Below are 20,077 nucleotides of genomic sequence, written 5' to 3'. Positions count from 1 at the left end.
CTTTCGAAACGGGGTGGCGGCCGGTGTTAGGCGGCGAGGGCGAGGGGCAGGGCGGCGGCGGTGAAGGCTTCGGCCTGCTGCCAGGTGAGGGGGCGCAGGTCGAGCTGGGCGCCAACCGCCGCGGTCTCCACCACGGCGCAGGCGGAGCGCAGTTGCTCCTCGGAATCGGCGGAGACGGTCAGCAGGCCGGTCAGGGCGACATCCGCGTGGCCGGCGATGAGCTGGCGTTCGCGGGTCTTGATGTCCTGGTACTCGATTGAGTCGGCCTCGGAGTCGACCTGGCCGCGCCGGGCCCGCTCGGCAGCGTCTGCGATCACGGACGATTTCTTGCGCTGGACGTCGCGCAGCGCGGCGTCCAGGCTCTTCGGGGCGTAGGCAAGCGACATGGTTCGCCTCACTCCGGCGGTGAACAGCAGCTGGTGTAGGAAGCCCGCGCTGGTCTCGGTGCGCGGCCAGTTCTCCACCCAGTACGTGGTGTGGAACGCGGTGTCGGTCGCGATGTGGTCGGCCTTCTCGACGACCACCACGGGGCCGGCAGCGGCGGGGTCGGCTGCGGGGCGGCCGGAGGCGGACCAGCGGTCGAGGGCCGCACCGGATTTGGGGTCGTAGGCGGTCCGCACGACGGCCGCGATCTCGGTCGCCGAGAGCCAGCCGGTGGGGTTGAGCCCGGCAGTGCGGGCGGCCTGGTCGAACGTCGACGTCAGCTGGGACAGGACGCTGAACCCTCCGGTCAGTCCGCCACCGGCCTGGTTGATCAGCCGCCGGGCGGCTTTGACGTCCAGGGAGATCGCGACGTACGCCTCGTGCGGGGCGGCGGCCGGTCCGGCGGAGGCGATCAGCTCGCTGTAGATCTTCCCGGCCATCGGAGCCTGGGGGTTGCGGTGCTCGGCCCAGTACCGGCGCAGCGCGTCACCGGAGTCCGGCACGGTGCGCTCGATCACCTGGATCCTGGCGACCTGCCCGGTGCGCGCCAGCGCGGCCATCGCACGCCCCCACCCGGAAACATTGCGGTTCTGGGTGACGGGGTCGAGCAGCGCGTAGGCGCGGGAAGACACCTTGACGACCGCGGTCAGCGTGCCGGTGTGCGGATTGTGAACCGCGCCGTAGCGGCGGTCGGGGGCGCTGACCACGCGCAGGCTGGCAGCGGTGCCGGGCAGGTGCAGCAGACCCTCGCGCACCGGGCGCTGCGCGGGCCGGGTGAGCCAGATCAGCTGGCCCCGCATGCGGCGGAGCAGGTAGCGGGTGACAATCGGTGTCCAGTCGGCCAACGACCTGCCGTGGTAGCGGAGGAAGACGCCCAGCGTGATGGCGGCCCACAGGGGGATGAGTTCCAGCGCCCCGACCACGCCAGCGGTGAGGATGACGGCGAGCAGCAGGAGACCGGTGAGGCCCACGACAAGCAGCTGCGGGATGGTCAAGCCGAGCAGGACGCCGCGCCGGGAGCGGTGAGGGAACTTCACGGTGGCCGAGGCTTCAGCCTGGGGGTTGTCGGGCATGGCGGTTCCAAACAGTGGGAACGGGCAGGGAAAGTCACCGGGCGCGGCGCTCTTCTGAAGGTCATCGAAGGACTCCGTTGCGAGGGAGTGGGGGCGGGCTGCGGGTTGGTGCGATGCAGCCCGCCCCCCGGGGTGGTGGTTAGGACCCGGACGGTGGCTGGGTGGGGAAGACCCAGCTCGTCTGGGACGGGGAGCCGGTCGCCGGCGGACCGGTATCGGGCGTGGGCGGTGTAGCGGGCACGGGCATGGGCGGTGCCATGGCGGGCTGGGCGGTGGGCCCGCCCTCGGAGCCTTCGGAGGGTCGGTTGATCAGCGGCGGTAGACCGGGGCGCTGGATGAGGGGCTGGCCCTTGTCGCCCGGTGCGCCAGGGTCTTCGCCGAAGCGGAAGTTCCTCTGCGGCTGCTGCGGTCCGGGGTCGATGCCCTCGTCGCTGGTGTTGCCGGAGGGGTCGATGCCGGAGTCGACGCCATCGGTACCGGTGCCGGGGACCTGGCTGGGCCCTTGGGGGGCGGGGGTGCCGGTGCTGGCCTGCATGGCGAGGCTGCCCGCGGTCTTGGCTGCTCCTGCGGCGACGGCTATTCCGGCGACGCCGGTGCGGTGTAGGTCGTCGTGGCCGCTGCCGTCGGTGGCCCAGTGGACGAACTTGTAGGTGGTGTACGGGCACAGCAGCACCAGGATCATGACGACGATGCCCGCCATGGCGTCGGACAGGGCGGCCATGCCGTCCTGGGGGTCGGACTTGCCCATCGCGGAGATGCCGATCAGGAAGACCACGGTCATCAGGAGCTTGCTGACGACCAGGGTGGCGGTGGCTTCGATCCAGCCGCGCCGCCAGCGCTTGGCGACCTCCCAACCACCACCGGATCCGGCGAACACTGCGAGAGCGACCAGGACCAGGACGCCGACCTTGCGGGCGACCATCACGCCCCAGTACATGAATGCGCCGATCGCGCAGCCCACGGCGACCACGGCTGGGATGGTCCAGCCCAGGCCGTACATCGCCCCCAGTTCATTGACCTTGACCACGCGGCGGATCGCGTCGTCGGTGGAGGTGTTGGCCGCGTGGAACAACCCGTCGGACAACGCGTCGACCACGGTGATGGCCACCGAGGTGAACGCGATGGCGCAGAAGGAGAACAGGACGCCGGTCATCGTGCCGATGACGGCTTGGGCGAGGGCACGTTCGTCGCGGCGCCAGGCGGCGAACATCAGCTGCAGGCAGAAGGTGCCCACGGTCAGGGCGAGCCCGATGGGTAGCAGCAGCTCGTAGTTCTCGCGGAACCACGGGGCGTTGAGGTTGATGGCGGTGGTTTCGTTGACGGCCCTGGCCGCGAGGTCGGCGGCGCTGGCCGCCAGCTCGCCAGCGGATTTCGCGATCCACGCGCCGATGCCGTCGGTGACGGTTCCGGCGGGGTTGCTGACGAAGTCGACGGCGTCGCAGACGCTGCCCATCAGCGGGAGGTCACAGACTCCCATGGCAGTACCTCCTTTCTTTCCCGTACGAGGTCAGGGCGCGACGGCCGGCAGGACGCCGGCCAGGGCGCAGGGCTGGGAGGGACGGCACTGGACCGCGAGGGTGATCACGCGACTTTCGGCGCCCCCGGCGGGTGACCCGGTCCAAGCGATGGCCTGCTTGCCGGAGACCGTCACCGCGTACACGTAGGCGGTGGTGATCGCGCCGGGATCCGCCTGCAGGGCGCGGGTGAACGCTTCGGGGAAGTGGCCCTCGTTCACGGTGGCGGTGGCGAACTGGCCGTTGTCGGCCATCCGCCCCCACAGCACCGGCGAGGCGACCAGCCGATCGACCGACGGCGCATCGGCGTACTTGGTTTCGCCGGTCAGCCACTTGTGCAGGGCCGCCAGCAACTCCGGTTGGGACGAGGCGCGGGTGTTATAGGACCACAGCGCAACGGCTGCCGCCTTCCCGAAGACGATCGGATCGTGTGTGGACGGCGGCACCGGCAGCACAGCCCGGCTCCCGGCGGTGGGCGCCGACGGCCCAGCGCCCGACGGAGAGACAGACGGTGAACTCGACTGCGCTGCAGGAGCCTTGGACCCGCTCCTGCCGTCGCGGGTGAGGTAGGCACCCAGCCCGGCGAGGATGACCAGGACGGCCAAGAGAGCGGTGCCGAGCAGCGCCCGGCGGCGCACGCGTGATGCGCCGCCGGGCTTATCGCTGAGGGAAGCGGGGGCGAGGAGTCGGTTCTTCATCAGTGGACCTGCGTTCCCAGCGTCGAGAAGAACGCGACCACACCGTTCGCAGCGCCCAGCAGGAGAGCTGCGGCAGACGCGACGAGCACGCCCTTCTTGCCGTTGGCTTCGGCCTGGTGACCGCCGGAGTGGTGGCCCCAAGCCCACACGCAGCCACTCACCGCGAGGGCACCGACCACGGCGACCAGTCCGAAGAGGTTGATCGAACCGATCACCTGCTTCAGGACCGAAAGCCCCGGCAGGCCACCCTCGTTGGGCGCAATGCCCGGGTCGTAGGCCAGCTGCAGGGCCTTGTCAGCGAGATACATAGGGAACTCCAGTTCGAATCTGCGCCGCCAAAGCCCGCAAGGGCGGGGCGGCAGTGCGGTGAAGGGGGAGGGAGGGAAGCGCCGTCAGAGGAGCCGGCGGGCCGCGAGAATCTGCGGCTTCCAGGAAGCGAGGGTCGAAATCTTGACCACATCGCCGGTATGCGGGGCCTGAATGACCAGGCCCGAGCCGATGAACATGCCCACGTGCTCCGGGACTTGGGCGGTGCCCACGGTGAAGAGCAGATCGCCGGGCCGCAGCGCATCGACCGACACCGCATGACCCTCGGTGACCTGCGTATAGGTCGTCCGAGTCAGGGTGACCCCGGCTGCCTTGTAGGCCCCTTGCATCAGCGAGGAGCAGTCACAGCGGCCCATCGGGTCCGGCCCGTGGGAGTCCGAGCAGGAACCACCCCACTGATACGGAGTGCCGAGCTGTCCCATGGCCCAGCGGATCGCCGTTTGCACCTTCGGCGGTACGTCGGCCGGGATGACGTACCCGGCGGGCACAGATCCGGCAGGGATGGCTCCGAAATCCTGCCACTCACTGCCTGGGCCACAGCCCGTACTACCGGCAACAGGTGGAGCACCAGAACCTGTGGGACCGGGCGAGGGCGAGTCGCCGCTCGGGCTGAGCAGCGGAGCAATCGCCGTCTGCAGCGCCGTGGCCAGCGGCTCCCACTTGGCGTAGGCGTCGGGGAATCCCGAGCGCTGCACGGCCTGAGCGGCTTGGGTGACAGTCATCGACTCCCACCCGGACACCTCCTTCAGGGCCGTGTAGAAGCTGGTACTGGCGTGCACCGGGTCGAGGATCTGCGCCGCGGTTCCCCATCCCTGTGAGGGCCGCTGCTGGAAGAGCCCCAGGCTGTCGCGGTCGCCGTAGTTCAGGTTGCGCAGGCCGCTCTCCTGCAAGGCGGTGGCCAGCGCCACGATCTGACCTCGTGCGGGGATGTGCATCGCGACGCCGGTGGCCTGGATGGTCTTGGCGTGGGGAATCTGCTCCGCCGGGTCATCCAGGCCGGCAACAGCGACCGTGCCGGTGCCGCCGCCGACCAGGATCGCCTTCACCTGCGCGGCCACCGCCGCGGTATCCACATCCTGTGCACCGCTGGAGGAGCAAGAGGCGGAGGCGCTCCCGGCCGAGATGGCCAGGACGGGCACTGCGAACAGCATCGGTACGGCGGCGAGCAGCCCGACTGCGGCTCCTGCGGCCTTACTCATCGCCGCTGTCCCGTACCGGGATGAACGGCGCAGGCGGACAAAGGTGGGTTGGGGCGTGGGTGTGTCAGGGCGTGCAGCATCGCTGCGGCTCCTTGCAGGGTTGTAGGAGGCGCGGTGCCGGTTCCTCGTGCAAAGCCGCCGGCACCGCGCCAGTGTGAATCCGCCCGATGGGGACGGGCCCGGGTCAGAGGAGTTGGTAGCTCCCGGACGCCGGACTCAGGTCCTGCGCGGCAGCCAGCCGCGCTCGTAATCTCAGCCGGTACACAGGACCTCCTCAAGATGCGAGAACAGGGAAAAGAACGAGACCTCCGCACCGCTCGTACCGACGCGGCAACACGAAAGAACACCGGTCAACCGGGGTGGAGTTGGCTTCCGCCTCGGTGACGTGGCCAGACAGTAGACGCGAATTCCGGTCGCACCAAACGAACCCTCGAAGCACCCCGGCCGATCAACGGCGCTGCCGGAAAAACCGGCTAACCTCCGGCGCAGCCCCACACCGAAGGAGATCCGTCGGGACACCCTTCGCAGGGAAACACCCGCCTATGCCCTGAAAGAGGCCCTGCGCATGAGCTACACGCTGCACCGAGGCGACGCCCTCACCGTGCTCAAGACCCTGCCCGACGAGAGCGTCCACGCCGTCATCACCGACCCGCCGTACAACTCCGGCGGACGCACCAGCTCGGACCGCACCAGCCGCACCGCGCGCGCCAAGTACGTCACCAGCGGATCCGCGCACGACCTGCAGAACTTCCCCGGCGAGAACCGCGATCAGCGCTCCTACCGGAGCTGGCTGACCGCCCTGCTCACCGAGTCCTACCGGGCCGCGACCGAGCACGCGGTGGCCATGGTCTTCTCCGACTGGCGCCAGGAACCCACCACCAGCGACGCCCTGCAGATGGCGGGATGGACCTGGTGCGGCACGATCCCGTGGATCAAGCCCGCCAGCCGACCCCGCAAGGGAGGCTTCAAGCAGTCCGCGGAGTTCATCACCTGGGGCGTCAAGGGCAGCCTGGCCAAGGACCGCGACCTCTACCTGCCCGGCTACTTCGTCGCCTCACAGCCCCGCAAGGACCGGGTACACATCACCCAGAAGCCCGTCGAAATCATGCAGCAGCTCGTGCAGATCTGCCCCGAAGGAGGCACCGTCCTCGACCCCTTCACCGGCAGCGGCTCCACCGGGGTCGCCGCCCTGCGCGAGGGCCGGCAGTTCGTCGGCGTCGAGCTGTCCTCGCACTACGCCAACGTCGCCGAGCGCAGGCTCCGAGCGGAACTGACCCAGGACGACTTCGACCTCGCAGGACCTGAGGCATGAGCATGAGACCAACCAGACCGGGAACGGATGATCCCCGACGCAAAAGGGCGGCTGGTGCATCGAGAAATCGATGCACCAGCCGCCCTTCCCCTTGCGTCAGGCCGCCTCGAACGCCCGCCGGATCAACGGCCCCGCCCTCTCCAGGTCCGCCGCCGAGGCGATCCGCACCTCCAGGTCGCCCGTTCCGAGGTGACCGATACCGCGCATGTCACGGGAGAAGCCCTGCTCCAGCTCGACCCTGTCCGGATCGACTCTGAGGTAGACCAGGATCACCTCGTGCTTCGGGCGGAAGACCACCGAGGCGAGGTTCACCATGCGCCGGTAGGCGACGTAGTGCAGCAGCGGAACCACCTCCACCTCGCCCCACGCGGTGAGAGCCTCGTCTAGCTCGCCGTACAGATCCTGCAGGCAAGGCGGAACCACGCCCGAGGTCACCTGGACCGACGGCTTCCCATCGGCGTCGCCAGCATCAGCCACCAGCTCCCGATTGCGACGCTGCCGCCGCGTTGGAGCGGCACCCGGCACCCCAAGATCGGACTCGATCAGCAGCAGGCTCAGCAGTCCACCGGCGAACACCCGGTAGCGCACCAGGTCGATCCGCTCGCGCAGTCGCTGCACCGCGACCCGGTCTTGGTGAGAGAAACTGGCCGCGATACAGACCACCCGCGGGTTCCGCCAGTCGATCGCCTCGGCGGCCTCGCTGCCCAGCTGCTCCTTGACCAGCGCCTTGAACTCATGATGTGCCGAGTCCAGCCACGACAAGTACGAGACGGCCTGGGACATGACCCCGCTATCGACGCCCTTTTTGTACTCGATCACCACCGGAGTGTTGTTCTCATCGAGCCCGAGGGTGTCGATTCGCCCCCGGTGCCACGGCCCCGTCGGGTACTCGGAAGCCAGGAAGCGGATGCCCAGCATCGACTCCAGCCCCGCCTCGACCCGCCGATGCAGCTCCACCTCCAGCGCCACCGTCGAGCCTCGAAGTTCGACGTCTCGGCCATCGGCATCCTGCCGGAACAGCATCAGGTCGGCCACCAGCGTCCCCCTCCCATGATGACTACAGGAGAAGCAATCGAAACCGGGCAGCGAGTATTCCGGATCGCCGTCGATGCCTTGACGACTAGTCTGGCGGGCGGGATTGAGCAGCCAAGGCCCTGGCCCTCACTGCTGTAGTGATGGATCAGGCTGAGTCGTTGAAGTTCAGCGGGATGGAGCAGTTCGTGGCGTTCGCACGCAAGTCCACTGATTCCCGGCTACCCGATGACCCGTTGCACCTATACAGGATGCTTGCGGTCACCAATCGCGGCCCGGAGGCTGTGTGGGGACACCAGCAAGACGTGCTGCGATCCTGGCACCACGAGAAGCCTGACGCGTCAGACGTAGCCATCGAGCTTCCCACTGGCGCAGGCAAGACGCTCGTCGGTGGCTTGATCGCCGAATTTCGCCGACTCACATCTCGCGAGCGGGTTGCATACCTGTGTCCGACCCGTCAACTAGCGCAGCAGACTTCTGCTGCGTTCAGTGACTACGGCATTCCGAATGCCCTGCTCATTGATCGAGTCACCACGTGGAACCCTGCTGACCGCGCGCGCTACGAAGCGGCTGAAGCGGTCGCGGTAAGCGTCTACAGCCACGTCTTCAACTCTAACCCGGCATTGGCCAATGCCAACCTGCTGGTGCTGGACGATGCACATGCTGCCGAGGGATACGTCGCCAGTCCGTGGCGCCTCACCGTCAGCCGCCAGGACGAAAGCGCCTACCAGGATCTGCTCTCCGCCCTCGAACCGGCACTCGACCCTCTCGTCGTCCCGCGGCTGAAGCGCGTGGATCCCGACAGCACATATTGGTCCTACGTATACCTCGCGTCGCCCATCGGGACTGCCGCCCTCGCGGCACAACTCGAAGAAGTGATCGGCTCGGCCATCAGCGGCGGCAAGCTAGGAGCAGGGCGAGCGAAGTCGGCCCAGCACGTTTGGAAGTTCCTCCAGGGCCACCTGGACCGCTCCCTGTTTTACGTAGCTCATCGGCAGATCGTGATCCGGCCCTTCATCCCGCCAACCACGCAGCTTGCGGCCTTCAGCGACCCAGAGCGGCGGATCTACATGAGCGCCACCCTCGGTGCCGGCGGCGAGCTGGAACGGGCTTTCGGTCGCAGGAAGATCGACCGCATCCCGGTTCCAGACGGATGGGAGAAGCAGGGCACCGGCCGACGCTTCTTCATCTTCCCTGAGCTGGCCACGGACCTCGCTGCTGCCCCTGCCCAGTTGCCGGCCTTCGTCTCAAGGGTCATCAGCGAAGCGGGCCGCGCCATCGTCCTGACCCCTGACTCCCGCTCTCACGACTCGTTCATCGACTCCATGCTTCCTGACGGATACCCAGTCCTCGAAGCCGACGGTGTTGAGGAAAATCTGTCTTCGTTCACGGCTCAACCTAGAGCGGCACTCGTCCTGACTAACCGGTACGACGGGATCGATCTCCCAAATGGCAACTGCCGTCTCGTCATCCTCAATGGCCTACCGGCCCGAGGGGACCTGCAGGAGCGGTTCCTCCACGAATCTCTCGGAGCGGTGGAAGTGCTCCAGGAGCGCATCCGGGCCCGCATCTTGCAGGGGTCCGGTCGCGCCACGCGCAACACGCGGGACTTCGCGGCCGTGATGATCCTTGGACAGTCGCTGACCTCCTACCTTTCAGGCCGTGACATCCAAGCCGCTATGCATCCCGAGGTCCACGCAGAGCTCGAGTTCGGCTGGGACAACAGTCGGAGGTACGACTCCGAAAACATGATCCAGAACCTACGGGTCTTCCTTCGGCACGACGAGGAGTGGGCTGAGGTTGACGGAGACATCGTCCGGGAGCGCGAGAAGTACGCTCGTACGATGGCTCCCAGCACGCGGGAGTTGCAGCGCGCCGTCAAACATGAGGTCGAGGCGTGGCAGGCGATCTGGAACAACCAGTGGGATTGGGCCCTGACCGCAGTCCGACAGGTCCTTGATCAACTCAAGGGTGAGCGGACTCCCAGACGCTACGCAGCATTCTGGAGCTACCTCGGCTTCAGCGTCGCACAACGTCTCGCGCAGCAGACCGGTGACCAGACCTACCTCACCGCCAGCGCAGACTACTTTCGCGATGCTCAGCGGATGAGCACGGGGACGATGTGGCTGTCCCATCTCGCTTCGCCCAGTGACAAGGCCATCGCCCCTCCCACTCCGCAGCTCGACGAACTCGACGAGGCTGCCATGCGCTGCATTCGGGCACAGGAGTCGGGGGTCGGGGATGCAATTGAACAGATCGCCTCTTCGACTCGCTCGGGTCTCGTAGGCACGGAATTCCGCGCTTACGAAGCGGCCCTGGTATCCCTCGGTAAGCTTGCTGGTGCTTCGGAAAGCTATGGAAACGACGGAGACGAGGACCCGGCAGCCCCTGACGCGGTGTGGATCTTCAATGATGCGCGTTGGGTCACGTGGGAGGCTAAGAGCGAAGCCCAGCCGAAGGGGGCGGTCGGCCCCAACGATGTGCGCCAAGCTGGATCGCACTTGCGGACCGTCGAGACCGAGCGAGCAATCTCCGCGCCGAGCGACTCGGTCTCGATGCTTATGTCGCCCAAGCCCGCCGTCATGCCAGAGGCTCGCGCCCTTGCCGAGGAGCACCTGTACCTCGTGGGCCCGCAGACGGTTCTCGTTGTCTTGGATCGGCTTCTGCGCGCCTGGCGCACGGCGCGGGGCCGCACCATCTCCTCGCTGGCCCCCGTGGAGTTGGCCGAGGTCTTCCGAGTCGAGCGTGCGCTGCCGTCACAGTGGCTTCCACTGTTGCGTGAGGCTCCGATCAGGCAACAGTGGGAGCAGTGAATGGGCAACCGACGACCAGACCATTGACACCGTCTCCATCACGCTGTCTTGGGCCGCCAACAACCGAGACTGATACCGGCCCGCCCCCGACAGGGCTCCTGTAGGGGGTCGACAAGAAGCTTTTGAGCGGCATTGGGGGCGATAAGGTCGGCCTCGGTGGCCATTCGGTGGCCGGACGCCTTTGGACGGTGCAGCACGGGGCGGCATGGCTCAGCCGGGTGCACCTGTTCTGATCAGGCAGAACGTCACGAGGTGGCACCGCGGGGCACCGTGCAACATGATCGCTCACGGTCTCGTAATGCGTAGGTCTCGAGTTCGAATCCCGAAGAGATATTCACTCAGTTGAACAGGTAAAAAAACTCGAACAAGCCCCTCCGCGAAGATCACGGAAGAGCTTTGTGTGAGCAGTTGGGAACGCCCTGGGAACATGCCGGTGGGGGCCACGGGCGCGCCGGGCGTAGCACGAACGGTCATTGACATCGGAACGAGCGCTCCCAAGAGCGTTTGCTCCCCTGCTAATTGAGTGTCGCGCCTATCTAGCTTCATGACGTGGCCATCCTGCTGAAGTCATAGAGTGGCCTCCGTGCCTACTCCGTTTCTGAACGCAGCGGAATCACCCCTATCGCCGGTGTACCCATTCAATGAACCAGGACAGCCGATCGTGCTCTACGACGGGCCTTTCGGCGGGCTGGGGTCCACCGACGTGCCTGGCGTAGTGCAGCTCTCCTGCCTAACCGGGCTCGGCCTTGACTGGAGCGTCAGGCCCGATGCGCCGCCCTTCTTCGCCAATCACTCCGAAGTGATGCTGGAACTCCGGCGTCCGGAAGGCGATATGCCAGTTCGCGGCGTCCCACGAGGGATCGGCGGCGGCTGGTCGAACGGTGCCGTGTTTGGGAGCGTGGACGCCCCGCTCAAGCGGATTGTTGCGCACTGGTTCAATCTGCCCTGCTGGCCCGGCACGATCAACCTCACAGCGCCGACCGAAGATGGCGGCCAACGCTCGTGGTCGGGGGGCCGCTGGGTACACGACGTCGACGGATGGAAGATCACCCTCGACGTCCGACCCGATCACGCGCAGGTTTGGACGGACCTACACGAGGCGCATGTCTTCGTGATGACGCACGTGATGGAACTCCGCCGGGCGGATGGAGCCTCGTTCACGGCGATCGAGGCTGAGCCAGTGCTGACCGCCTTGCACGTAGGCGTGTCGTTTGCCCTTGGTCGCTGGGCTGCTCCGATGTTGCCGGTGGGTCAGAACGGCGACGGCGACGCCGTGTGGGAAGAATGGCGTCCCTCCCACTGCGATCCAGCGCGGAATACCAGCCCTGGTTGGTGGTACGAGAGGGATCCTGAGTCCCTCGCGATTCTCTTGGACCACGTGGTCAAGGCGTTTGCGGATCCGGACAGGCTGGCACCGCTACGGCTGCAGATGATGTTCGCCATCACATCGACGAATGATCGGGGGTTTGTAGAACAGCGGGTCACGATGGGTGCCGCTGGGCTTGAGCACATCATGTGGCAGACCCTCGTGCTTGGCCAACAAATCACGAAGGATCAGTACAGCGCTTGGCCCGCACACAAGCTACTTCGCAAGGTACTGAACGCTGCGCAGATCCCGATCGGCATCGATCCGAGTCTTCTTCCGGTGATGGCGCAGTTCGTGGCCGAGGAGCAGCCATCCCAAGGACAAACAGTGCTGGACGGAGCGGAGGCGGTGACTCGGATCCGCAACCGGCTTATGCACCCGAAGGGTGCCCAGGAGTCCGTGTACCGGCTGGAAGGATTGCTGACTGAAGCGTGGCTTCTGACCCGGCACTACCTGGTGCTGTTGATTCTCCATTCCGTGGGCTATCGAGGCTCGTACCGGGATCTGAGAAGGACACGGGGATGGGTCGGTGACATCGAGCCAGTGCCGTGGATCTAGGCATGGGGGGCGAAAAGGCCGTCTGTCCCTCTTGAATGGATTGTGCGTCTTCGTCGGCGTCCAGCTGCTCCTCTTCATTTTCCTCGGCCGCCTCGTCGTGCGGCTCTTCATCGACCTTGGGAAGCACCCGCTTTAGGGTCCTTGGAACGACGGCGACAGTCGCTGCCTCCCGCTCGACCTCGTGCCGCACTCTCGTGTAAATGTTGGGGCGAACCGGATCGAGGAGTGCCCGAGTCGACCTGTAGCGCTGATATGTGAGGCCCCAGGACTCACGCGGGGCACCATGACGTCGCAGTCTCCAAGACTGACAATGCCGTAGCGGTCGACCGTCCGCTCGACTTCGACCGCCATCCCCGGCGGCAGATGGATCCGGCCGCGGCAACAGGGTCGCGTCGGTGCCGCTGGCGATGGTCCTGTCGACCGGGCCTGGAACTTGTCCTGCAGCTTGTCCAACTCGCCCAGCGAGGTCCTCGAGGCGATGGTCGTCAGCAGGTGTCCCTGCAGGCTGATATGGACCAGTCTCCATGTACTTGGCCCTAGGTCGGTCCCCAACTCCTTCGTGTCCTTGGCGGAAGAGCCTGGAGTTGCAGCGTCCTCCGCACGGAAGCAGGCGGATTGCTGCGACGATCCATTACGTAGCACTTAATCGTGGCCAGTCCAAACTGGCTTCTCTCCGGACACTGGCGTCGCCTGCCACCAATGGCCCGACAAGGTGTCTCTGAACGAGTGGCGGGCCGCCGGCACTCCTGCTGGTGTGGAGTCGTACACCCGGAGACATGCAATGAGCGATCAGCGGAACTCCAAGGTCGAGGCTGCGTTCTTCAATGTGGAGGATGCGGCGACGTACCTCGGCATCTCGACGAACACCCTGTATGTCTGGCGTCATCGGAGGCAAGGGCCGCCTAGTTTTCGGATGGGGCCGGGAGGTCGCGTCATGTATCGACGCGACCTGTTGGATACATGGCTGACCGAGCAGCAAGAAGCCGATTCGCGTTCGAATACGGCGCTCAGTCCGCTGATGAAGGCTCCACAGCGTCGGTCGCCACGCCGTGCAGCCTGACCGGGGGCGCACGTCGGCTTCGCAAGTATCCAGATAAAAACCTGGACGGTATCCGGAATTTCATGCTGGCGAAGGTCGTCTGTGTAGTGAGCAGAGCGTATGGAGTGCGGAACGGGACAGCTGCCCAAATACAAGGAGGCCGTGTATGTCGGGTTACATAGAGGATAGGTGGCTGCGGAAGCGCCCCGACAAGGAGACGGGTAAGCGCGAACGAACGGCTATGTGGGGGAAGTGCACTCGCTACCGGGTGAAGGGCATACCGGACGTTCGGGACCGCTCGTTCGATGCCGTCACTGACGCGAAGACATGGCTGGCTGCGACCCAGACCGATTCGCATCGAGGAGAGTTCGTCGATGTGAGGGAAGGGGCGATCACCTTCCGCGACTATGTGGAGAATCACTGGTGGCCTGCGCAGATCCATCCAGCGCCGACGCTGGAAAGCATGAAGTACCGCATTTGGGGACACGTGCTCCCATACCTCGGGGAGATGCCGTTGCGGGGCATCGGTGCTGCTGAACTCCGCAGGTGGTCAGCGGACGTTCAGCGCTCCGTCGGGGTCGGAACGGCCCACACTGCCTGGATCTATCTGAAGGCGATCATGCAGGCGGCGGTCGAGGACAAGCGGCTCTTCCGCAACCCCTGTATCGGCAATAGCACCATCAAGCCGCCCAGGAGGCCGGAGCGGAAGGCTCGTTCCTGGGAACGGAATCGAGTCGACGCGGTGCGCAGCGCACTATCGGAGCGGTATCAGCCGACGCTCGATCTTGGTGTTGGGTGTGGCCTGCGCCAGGGTGAGGCGTTCGCCTTCAGCCCGCTCGACGTACAGGGCGATTCAGTGCACATCGAGCGCCAGATCCTGCGTTACAAGTCGCAGTTGTACTTCGGGCCGCCGAAGGGCGGCAAGGAGCGGGACGCGCCTTTGACGGCAGCTCTGGCTAAGCGGCTCCTTGCACATGAGAAGCAGTTCCCGGCTGTCCTCATCACCTTGCCGTGGCTCGATCCGGAGGAGCCCGACCTCCCGCGTGACGAGCGGCGCACTGTTACGGTCCCGCTCCTGGTCACCACGACGCGACACGGGGCCGTCAACCGCACCACTTGGAACACCAAGGCATGGAAGCCGGCGCTCGCCGACGCCGGGGTGATCTCCCACCTCCAGAAGCGCGAGCCGGGGGAGAAGGTGAGCCGGACCTGGGAGCCGAGTCGGGAACACGGATTTCATGTCCTGCGGCACACCTACGCCTCTGTGATGCTCGAAGCGGGGGAGTCGGTCGTCTCCCTGGCGAGGTGGCTCGGGCACTCCGACCCGGCCTTCACTCTGCGTACCTACACCCACTTCATGCCCCAGGCGGGTGCCCGAGGACTCTCCGCGATCGAGACGTGGTTCACGGACCTCGACTGAAAGTCCCTGAGAAGTCCCAGGGACGCGATTCGGTCGAGGGGATCGGCTAAAGATACAGGTCAGAGCATGATCAGCTACGCGATGGACAGAACCCGGCGTACAGGCCGACTCGTCCGCCGCCTGTACCGCCCGCGGGTCGGAGCACGCCTCTTCGAGGCGGATGCATTTCGGCGGGATCGGCGGGATCGAATCCGCTCTTTCGCACACGGGGATCGCGTTGGAGTCGGTGCGCGCGGTGCGAGAACGTGCGATCCCACAGTGGTGCTTACGATCGCACTTCTGACAATTTCCTTTCTGTATATGCGAGAAATTGACACCAATCGGGGCTGGCGGGGTCGTGTCTCGATTCCTGCCCGGTTTGCTGAAAGGTCATCACTGAGGCCGTGCCGGTCACTACGTTGTCTGTCGTGTGACGTTGTGGCCGTCGGGGGATGGCGGTCTTCCAGTTGGGGGTGGCGCATGTTCAAGTGGGCGCGGAACAAGGCATTGGCGGATCCCATTCCAGTGCCGTCCGATGCGGAAGGAGCCGACGGCTTGGGAAGCTGGGAGGTCTTCACGCATTTCGGCCGGGAGGTTTTCGCGGTGGCGCATGCGGACGACCAGGATGTGTTCGAGAACACGCTGGCCGAATTCCGTAGGAATCCGCAACGGGTGCGCCGGACGCGGGAGCTCGAGCCTGCTGTGGGCACGGGCGTGGCGCTGGTCTCCGCCGTCCCTATCTGCTGCCGGTGGTGTCGATGCTGTTGGGGGTCGTGGGGGAGCGGGTTTCGAACCGTGCGATCGACCTCATCGAGAGCACCACCCGCCGGAAGATCGCGCGCCTGCTCGAGAACCACCGCCGGGACCCGGCCGATCCCACCGACGCGGAGGGCGAGCCGGAACAGCTGGGCGCGGATGAGGAGCGTCAGCTCCATGCCGTGTTGCTGGGCTGGGGAGTCGGGATGCGCATGGAGGCGGACGCGGCCGGGCAGCTGGCGGACTCGGTGATCGAGGCGCTGCTCCGGCGGGGGAGTGAGGACCGGTGAAGGACCCGGCCGGCGCTGTCGCACCCGCGCCGCCACCCGGTTCCGGGGCCGGATCGCCGGCTCCCGAGGGCGAGGCGCCGACAGCCCCGTTACCCGAGCACATGTCAGGGCTCTTCTCGCCGACCCGGGCGCGGTACCTGCTGCTCGTGGCCGTGCTGCTGCTTGCCGGTGCCTTCGCGGGACAGATCATGCACAACGTGCTCCTGGGGAGCTCGTGGGGCGCCGCGATGTCCCGCTGCCTGGGGGAAGCGCCGACCGCCGGTACGCCGGCGGAATTCAGCGACTATCTGCAGAACTGCACCGGTCCGGCGGAGCAGCGTCGTGCGCTGGTGTCGCTGGCGGGGGCGTCGGTGGTGATGGCGCTGGGGGTGGCGTGTCTGTGGGTGCTGCCGCTGCGGCTGCTGCGCCGGGCGGGACCGATGAGCGTGGCCTCCGCGCAGTGGCAGGAGCACGCGGCGTCGGTGGCGGCGGAGATGAGGGTCAAGCGGGTGCCCGAGGTGATGTGGGGATCGGCGTGGCTCAACCAGCCCTTCACCGCGGGCCGCCCGGGCCGGATCAGGATCGTCCTGCCGCTCGGGGTGCGCGCTCTGCCACCGGCGCAGGCGGACGCGATCCTGCGGCACGAGGTCGCGCATGTCGCCGCGGGCGATGTGACGCTGGTCTGGCTGACCCGCGGGGTGTGGTGGGCCCTTCCGCCGGTGCTGCTGGTGCCGGCGGCCGGCATCGTGCTCCAAGTCTGGCTGCAGACACGAAGGAACCCGCTCGTCCCCACGTTCAGCCACGGCTTCCTCTGGGAGTACGCGCTGCGCGCGGGCTTGCTGCTGGCGGTCGCCGCCCTGGTGTCGCAGCTCGTACTGCGCTCACGGGAACACGAGGCCGATCTGCGGTCCGTACGAGGACGGCCCACCGCGGGACTGGAGGCGCTGCTGGCCGGGCAGCCACCGCGAACCCGGACATGGCTGCAGCGGGGCCTGGCCAACCACCCCGCGACGGAGAGCCGGCTCGCCGTTCTGCGACGCGCACATCTGCCGCTGCGCGTCTCACTGCTCGACGCCGCGGTGATCGGACTGCTCAGCGCCATGGCCATGGACGCGGTGACGAACATGGCGGAGACCGGGTTCACCGGCACCCCCCTGATTCCGTACGCCCGCCTGACCGGCGCGCTGGTCGCCGGATCGCTGCTGGCCGTCGGCTGGGGCGTCGCGGTCTGGCGCGGCATCCTGGCCGACCGGGCGGCGGCGCCGCTGCCGCGACTGGCCCTTCTGGTACTCGGCATCAGCATGGCGGCGGGACTGCTGGTGCAGCTCGAGCGGACCGGCACGGCTGCGAGAGGGTCGTTGTTCGGCTGGAGCCTGGTGGGCACGGTGCCGTTGCTGACACTGGGTGCGGGGACATTGAGCGTGGCGCTCGCCCGGCTGTGGGGGTGGCGGCGTGGGGGCCCGCACGGGTCTTCGTGGGGATGGGGGGCCGCTGTCGGCGCCAATGTCGCGCTGTTCGTCGGCGCGTTGCGGATCGGGCAGGACGGTGCCCTGTTCTTCGCGGCGCCGGGGTGGAGCCACGTGATCGACGTGATCGAGCTCAGCGGCCTGTACTCGGTGTCGGCGGCCTCGACGGCGCTGGGTCTCGGCGGTGTCGCCCTGCTCGCTCTCCGGTCGGCTCTGCGCCCCGATCACGCGATCGGTCCGCCCGCCCTCCCCGGACAGATGCCCGCACTGCCCGGACAGATGCCCGGCCTGCCCGGACGGATACCCGCACTGCCCGGACAGGAGCAGCGGATCAACCTGTACGCGGTCACGCTGGGCGGGGTCGCCGCCGCTGCGGCCGTGGCGACCCGCTGGGCCGTGGAACCACCGCTCGCCCGGCACAACGCCGTGTACAGCACCCAGTTCGACTGGTGGACCGCGGTATGTGCGGGGCTCGTCTGCCTGGTGGTGCTGCTGACCCTGCACGGTGCCGGCGGGCTCGGCGACGCCCTGTACGCGGCGCCGCTGGCAACGATCCTCGCGGCGGGCCCCTTGTGGGCGCGCCACGCCACTTCGTGGCATCACCCCTGGGGGGCGGCCGAGCACTACGCGATCGGGCCGTTGGCACAACTCGCCCTGTTCCTGCTCGTTCTGGCGGTCCCGGCCGCGCTCCTGCCGACCTACAGGATCCGGCAGCGCCGGGCGACCCTCCTGGGCGCCCTGCTGACCGCCGCCCTCACCACTGCCGCGGTCCTCGCGCTGCTCCACTCCGGGACCGGGCTGCTGGAGCTGACGTAGCCGTCCGGGCCGGGCGGCATAAAAACCGAGTGAATCCACGGCGGTTGGTCATTAGAGTCGGGCATGTCCAGGTGCGCAGGCCGGGGTTACTTCCAATGGTAATGGTGGTGTCGCGGGTTCGAGTCCCGTCGCCGGTTGTGAGACCGGTGTAGCTCAGTTGGTAGAGCACATTGTCACCTCAGCCGACTCTGATCTCTGGACGCTTGTTCTCTGCACCTCCCGGTGCGAAGGCGACGGTTACTTCTCTGGTTGAAACGCGTTCGCGCGTGGGGTTCACATCCCCTCGACCGCCGCCAGGACTGATCTCGGGAGGCAACAACACCGGCATGTCCGGTGTGTGGCGCCTCCCCTCCTTTGTGAGGGGTTTCTTCATGTCCCGTTTCAATACCCGTACGGCCAAGCCGTCCGTTGTCTCGCCCGTGACCAGCTCGGGGGAGCGGAGTGTCACGCATCAGGGTGGAGCCGGATATCTGCGTGATGCCAAGAGCGAGCTGTTCCTGCTCGCGGTCGCGAACTTCGTTGCGCAGGAGTCCTTCTACGAGACGGGCGGGCAGCGCGACGACCGTTTCAGCGCTCTGGTCCGGCAGCTCGCTGTCGAGGACCCGCTGTGGACGGCCGGGCTGCTCGGGTGGCTGCGGGGGGACGGCAACATGCGGACGGCGGCGATTGTCGGGGCCGCGGAATTCGTCAAGGCGCGGCTCGAGGACGGGAAGGGCGAGACGGCCGTTCCGGGTGTTTCCAACCGGGCTGTCGTCGATTCCGTGCTGCGGCGTCCTGACGAGCCCGGTGAGCTGCTCGCGTACTGGACCGCTCGGTACGGCCGTAATGTGCCCAAGCCGGTCAAGCGCGGTATCGCGGATTCGGTGCAGCGGCTCTACAGCGGGAAGTCGCTGCTGAAGTACGACACGGCGTCGAAGGGTTACCGGTTCGGCGACATCCTCAATCTGGTGCACGCCGCGCCGGACGCCGGAAAGGCGTGGCAGGGCGAGCTGTTCCGCTATGCGCTCGACCGCCGGCACAACCCCGACACGGCGGTGCCGCCGGCGTCCAATCGGACGCTGACCGCGCACCGCGCGCTGATGGCGGTGCCGGTCGCGGAGCGGCGGGCGCTGGTGACCGGGCCCGAGGGGGCGGCGCGACTGGCGGACGCGGGGATGACGTGGGAGGCGCTGGCGGGGTGGCTGCAGGGGCCGATGGACGCCGCCGCGTGGGAGGCCGTGATCCCGTCCATGGGATACATGGCGCTGCTGCGCAATCTCCGGAACTTCGACGAGGCCGGGGTGAGTGACGAGGTCGCCGAGGGGGTCGCGAAGCGGCTCGCCGACCCGGAGCAGGTGGCGCGGTCGCGTCAGCTGCCGATGCGGTTCTACTCGGCGTACAACGCGGCGCCGTCGCTGCGCTGGGGCTACGCGCTGGAGAAGGCGCTCACCGCGTCGCTGGCCAACATCCCGGTGCTGGGCGGCCGGACGCTGGTCATGGTGGACACCAGCTCGTCCATGGAGGCCGGTTTCTCCCGGGACGGCACGCTGATGCGCTGGGACGCGGCCGCGCTCTTCGGGATCGCGCTGGGCCAGCGGTGTGCCGGCGGCGATGTCGTGTCGTTCTCCAGCGCCCGCTACTACGTCAGCGACAAGCCGGGAGCGCGCACGAAGGCGTTCCCGCAGCCGCGGGGCGAGTCGCTGCTCAAGGCCGTCGGCCGGTGGAAGGACGGCGGCTGGTTCCTGGGCGGCGGCACGGACACCGCCGCCGCGCTGCGACTGGAGTTCAAGGGGCACGACCGGGTGGTGATCGTCACCGACGAGCAGGCCGGTACGGACACCCAGGAGGTCACCGCGGCGATCCCGGCCACGGTGCCGATGTACACCTGGAACCTCGCGGGCTACCGCGCCGGCCACGCGCCGTCCGGCAGCGCGAACCGCCACACGTTCGGCGGGCTCACCGACGCGGCGTTCCGCACGGTTCCGCTGCTGGAAGCCGGGCATGACGCCAAGTGGCCCTGGGAGAACAAGGCCTGACG

14 protein-coding genes are annotated in these 20,077 nt (G+C 67.3%); 8 read left to right on the top strand and 6 right to left on the bottom strand.

Going from position 1 to position 20,077, the window contains the following annotated elements; all coding sequences use genetic code 11:
* Positions 1-26: 26 nt before the first annotated feature.
* The 5 genes from C8250_RS15275 to C8250_RS15255 all read right to left on the bottom strand — a co-directional run bounded on the left by C8250_RS15275 (position 27) and on the right by C8250_RS15255 (position 5,234).
* Positions 27-1,496 carry an SCO6880 family protein gene (locus tag C8250_RS15275; protein ID WP_138357625.1) on the bottom strand — a complete coding sequence of 490 codons (1,470 nt, stop codon included), beginning with the start codon at positions 1,494-1,496 and terminating at the stop codon, positions 27-29.
* Positions 1,497-1,635: 139 nt separating this feature from the next.
* Positions 1,636-2,973, bottom strand: coding sequence for an ATP-binding protein (locus C8250_RS15270; protein WP_138357624.1), 1,338 nt, complete (start codon positions 2,971-2,973; stop codon positions 1,636-1,638).
* 30 nt (positions 2,974-3,003) lie between these two features.
* Positions 3,004-3,708 (bottom strand): hypothetical protein, encoded by a 705-nt coding sequence (locus C8250_RS15265; RefSeq protein WP_187144850.1) that lies wholly within the window; start codon positions 3,706-3,708, stop codon positions 3,004-3,006.
* Positions 3,708-4,016, bottom strand: a complete 309-nt coding sequence (locus C8250_RS15260) for a DUF6112 family protein (RefSeq protein WP_138357623.1) — start codon at positions 4,014-4,016, stop codon at positions 3,708-3,710. Before C8250_RS15260 ends, C8250_RS15265 begins: the two co-directional genes overlap by 1 nt.
* Before the next feature lie 84 nt (positions 4,017-4,100).
* On the bottom strand, positions 4,101-5,234 hold the full coding sequence (locus C8250_RS15255) for a C40 family peptidase (RefSeq protein WP_138357622.1): 1,134 nt from the start codon (positions 5,232-5,234) through the stop codon (positions 4,101-4,103).
* Positions 5,235-5,799: 565 nt separating this feature from the next.
* On the opposite strand from C8250_RS15255, the gene C8250_RS15250 reads away from it, so the two are divergent.
* Positions 5,800-6,546, top strand: coding sequence for a site-specific DNA-methyltransferase (locus C8250_RS15250; RefSeq protein WP_138357621.1), 747 nt, complete (start codon positions 5,800-5,802; stop codon positions 6,544-6,546).
* Positions 6,547-6,642: 96 nt separating this feature from the next.
* Here the strand turns inward: C8250_RS15250 and C8250_RS15245 are convergent, their stop codons facing one another.
* Positions 6,643-7,581 carry a DUF5655 domain-containing protein gene (locus C8250_RS15245; protein ID WP_164294694.1) on the bottom strand — a complete coding sequence of 313 codons (939 nt, stop codon included), beginning with the start codon at positions 7,579-7,581 and terminating at the stop codon, positions 6,643-6,645.
* A gap of 140 nt (positions 7,582-7,721) precedes the next feature.
* On the opposite strand from C8250_RS15245, the gene C8250_RS15240 reads away from it, so the two are divergent.
* The 7 genes from C8250_RS15240 (at position 7,722) to C8250_RS15210 (ending at position 20,075) form a co-directional block, all read left to right on the top strand.
* A complete protein-coding gene (locus C8250_RS15240) occupies positions 7,722-10,391 on the top strand; it encodes a DEAD/DEAH box helicase (protein ID WP_138357620.1) in 2,670 nt (889 codons plus the stop codon).
* Between the two features lie 661 nt (positions 10,392-11,052).
* Positions 11,053-12,315 (top strand): hypothetical protein, encoded by a 1,263-nt coding sequence (locus C8250_RS15235; protein ID WP_138357619.1) that lies wholly within the window; start codon positions 11,053-11,055, stop codon positions 12,313-12,315.
* A gap of 781 nt (positions 12,316-13,096) precedes the next feature.
* Complete coding sequence (locus C8250_RS15230; RefSeq protein WP_138357618.1) at positions 13,097-13,375, top strand: helix-turn-helix domain-containing protein; 279 nt, start codon at positions 13,097-13,099, stop codon at positions 13,373-13,375.
* Between the two features lie 145 nt (positions 13,376-13,520).
* Complete coding sequence (locus C8250_RS15225; RefSeq protein ID WP_187144849.1) at positions 13,521-14,774, top strand: tyrosine-type recombinase/integrase; 1,254 nt, start codon at positions 13,521-13,523, stop codon at positions 14,772-14,774.
* A gap of 731 nt (positions 14,775-15,505) precedes the next feature.
* Positions 15,506-15,799 carry a hypothetical protein gene (locus C8250_RS15220; protein WP_138357617.1) on the top strand — a complete coding sequence of 98 codons (294 nt, stop codon included), beginning with the start codon at positions 15,506-15,508 and terminating at the stop codon, positions 15,797-15,799.
* A 101-nt stretch (positions 15,800-15,900) separates the two neighbouring features.
* Positions 15,901-18,060 (top strand): hypothetical protein, encoded by a 2,160-nt coding sequence (locus C8250_RS15215; protein WP_187144848.1) that lies wholly within the window; start codon positions 15,901-15,903, stop codon positions 18,058-18,060.
* A 371-nt stretch (positions 18,061-18,431) separates the two neighbouring features.
* The gene (locus tag C8250_RS15210; protein WP_138357615.1) at positions 18,432-20,075 is read left to right on the top strand and encodes a TROVE domain-containing protein; all 1,644 of its coding nucleotides are present in this window, start codon (positions 18,432-18,434) and stop codon (positions 20,073-20,075) included.
* The last annotated feature ends 2 nt before the right edge of the window (positions 20,076-20,077 follow it).

This window comes from Streptomyces sp. So13.3, assembly GCF_005860785.2.
Lineage (GTDB): Bacteria > Actinomycetota > Actinomycetes > Streptomycetales > Streptomycetaceae > Actinacidiphila > Actinacidiphila fildesensis.
Note: the sequence above shows the minus strand (reverse complement) of the source record. Positions and strands in the feature narration are given on the sequence as shown.

Bases quoted from the DNA above. Each gene is read 5' to 3' on its own strand.
- C8250_RS15250 (WP_138357621.1), top strand. From the start codon at position 5,800: ATGAGCTACACGCTGCACCGAGGCGACGCCCTCACCGTGCTCAAGACC.
- C8250_RS15210 (WP_138357615.1), top strand. From the start codon at position 18,432: ATGTCCCGTTTCAATACCCGTACGGCCAAGCCGTCCGTTGTCTCGCCC.
- C8250_RS15275 (WP_138357625.1), bottom strand. From the start codon at position 1,496: ATGCCCGACAACCCCCAGGCTGAAGCCTCGGCCACCGTGAAGTTCCCT.
- C8250_RS15260 (WP_138357623.1), bottom strand. From the start codon at position 4,016: ATGTATCTCGCTGACAAGGCCCTGCAGCTGGCCTACGACCCGGGCATT.
- C8250_RS15225 (WP_187144849.1), top strand. From the start codon at position 13,521: ATGTCGGGTTACATAGAGGATAGGTGGCTGCGGAAGCGCCCCGACAAG.
- C8250_RS15215 (WP_187144848.1), top strand. From the start codon at position 15,901: ATGTCAGGGCTCTTCTCGCCGACCCGGGCGCGGTACCTGCTGCTCGTG.
- C8250_RS15240 (WP_138357620.1), top strand. From the start codon at position 7,722: ATGGATCAGGCTGAGTCGTTGAAGTTCAGCGGGATGGAGCAGTTCGTG.
- C8250_RS15270 (WP_138357624.1), bottom strand. From the start codon at position 2,973: ATGGGAGTCTGTGACCTCCCGCTGATGGGCAGCGTCTGCGACGCCGTC.
- C8250_RS15255 (WP_138357622.1), bottom strand. From the start codon at position 5,234: ATGAGTAAGGCCGCAGGAGCCGCAGTCGGGCTGCTCGCCGCCGTACCG.
- C8250_RS15265 (WP_187144850.1), bottom strand. From the start codon at position 3,708: ATGAAGAACCGACTCCTCGCCCCCGCTTCCCTCAGCGATAAGCCCGGC.
- C8250_RS15230 (WP_138357618.1), top strand. From the start codon at position 13,097: ATGAGCGATCAGCGGAACTCCAAGGTCGAGGCTGCGTTCTTCAATGTG.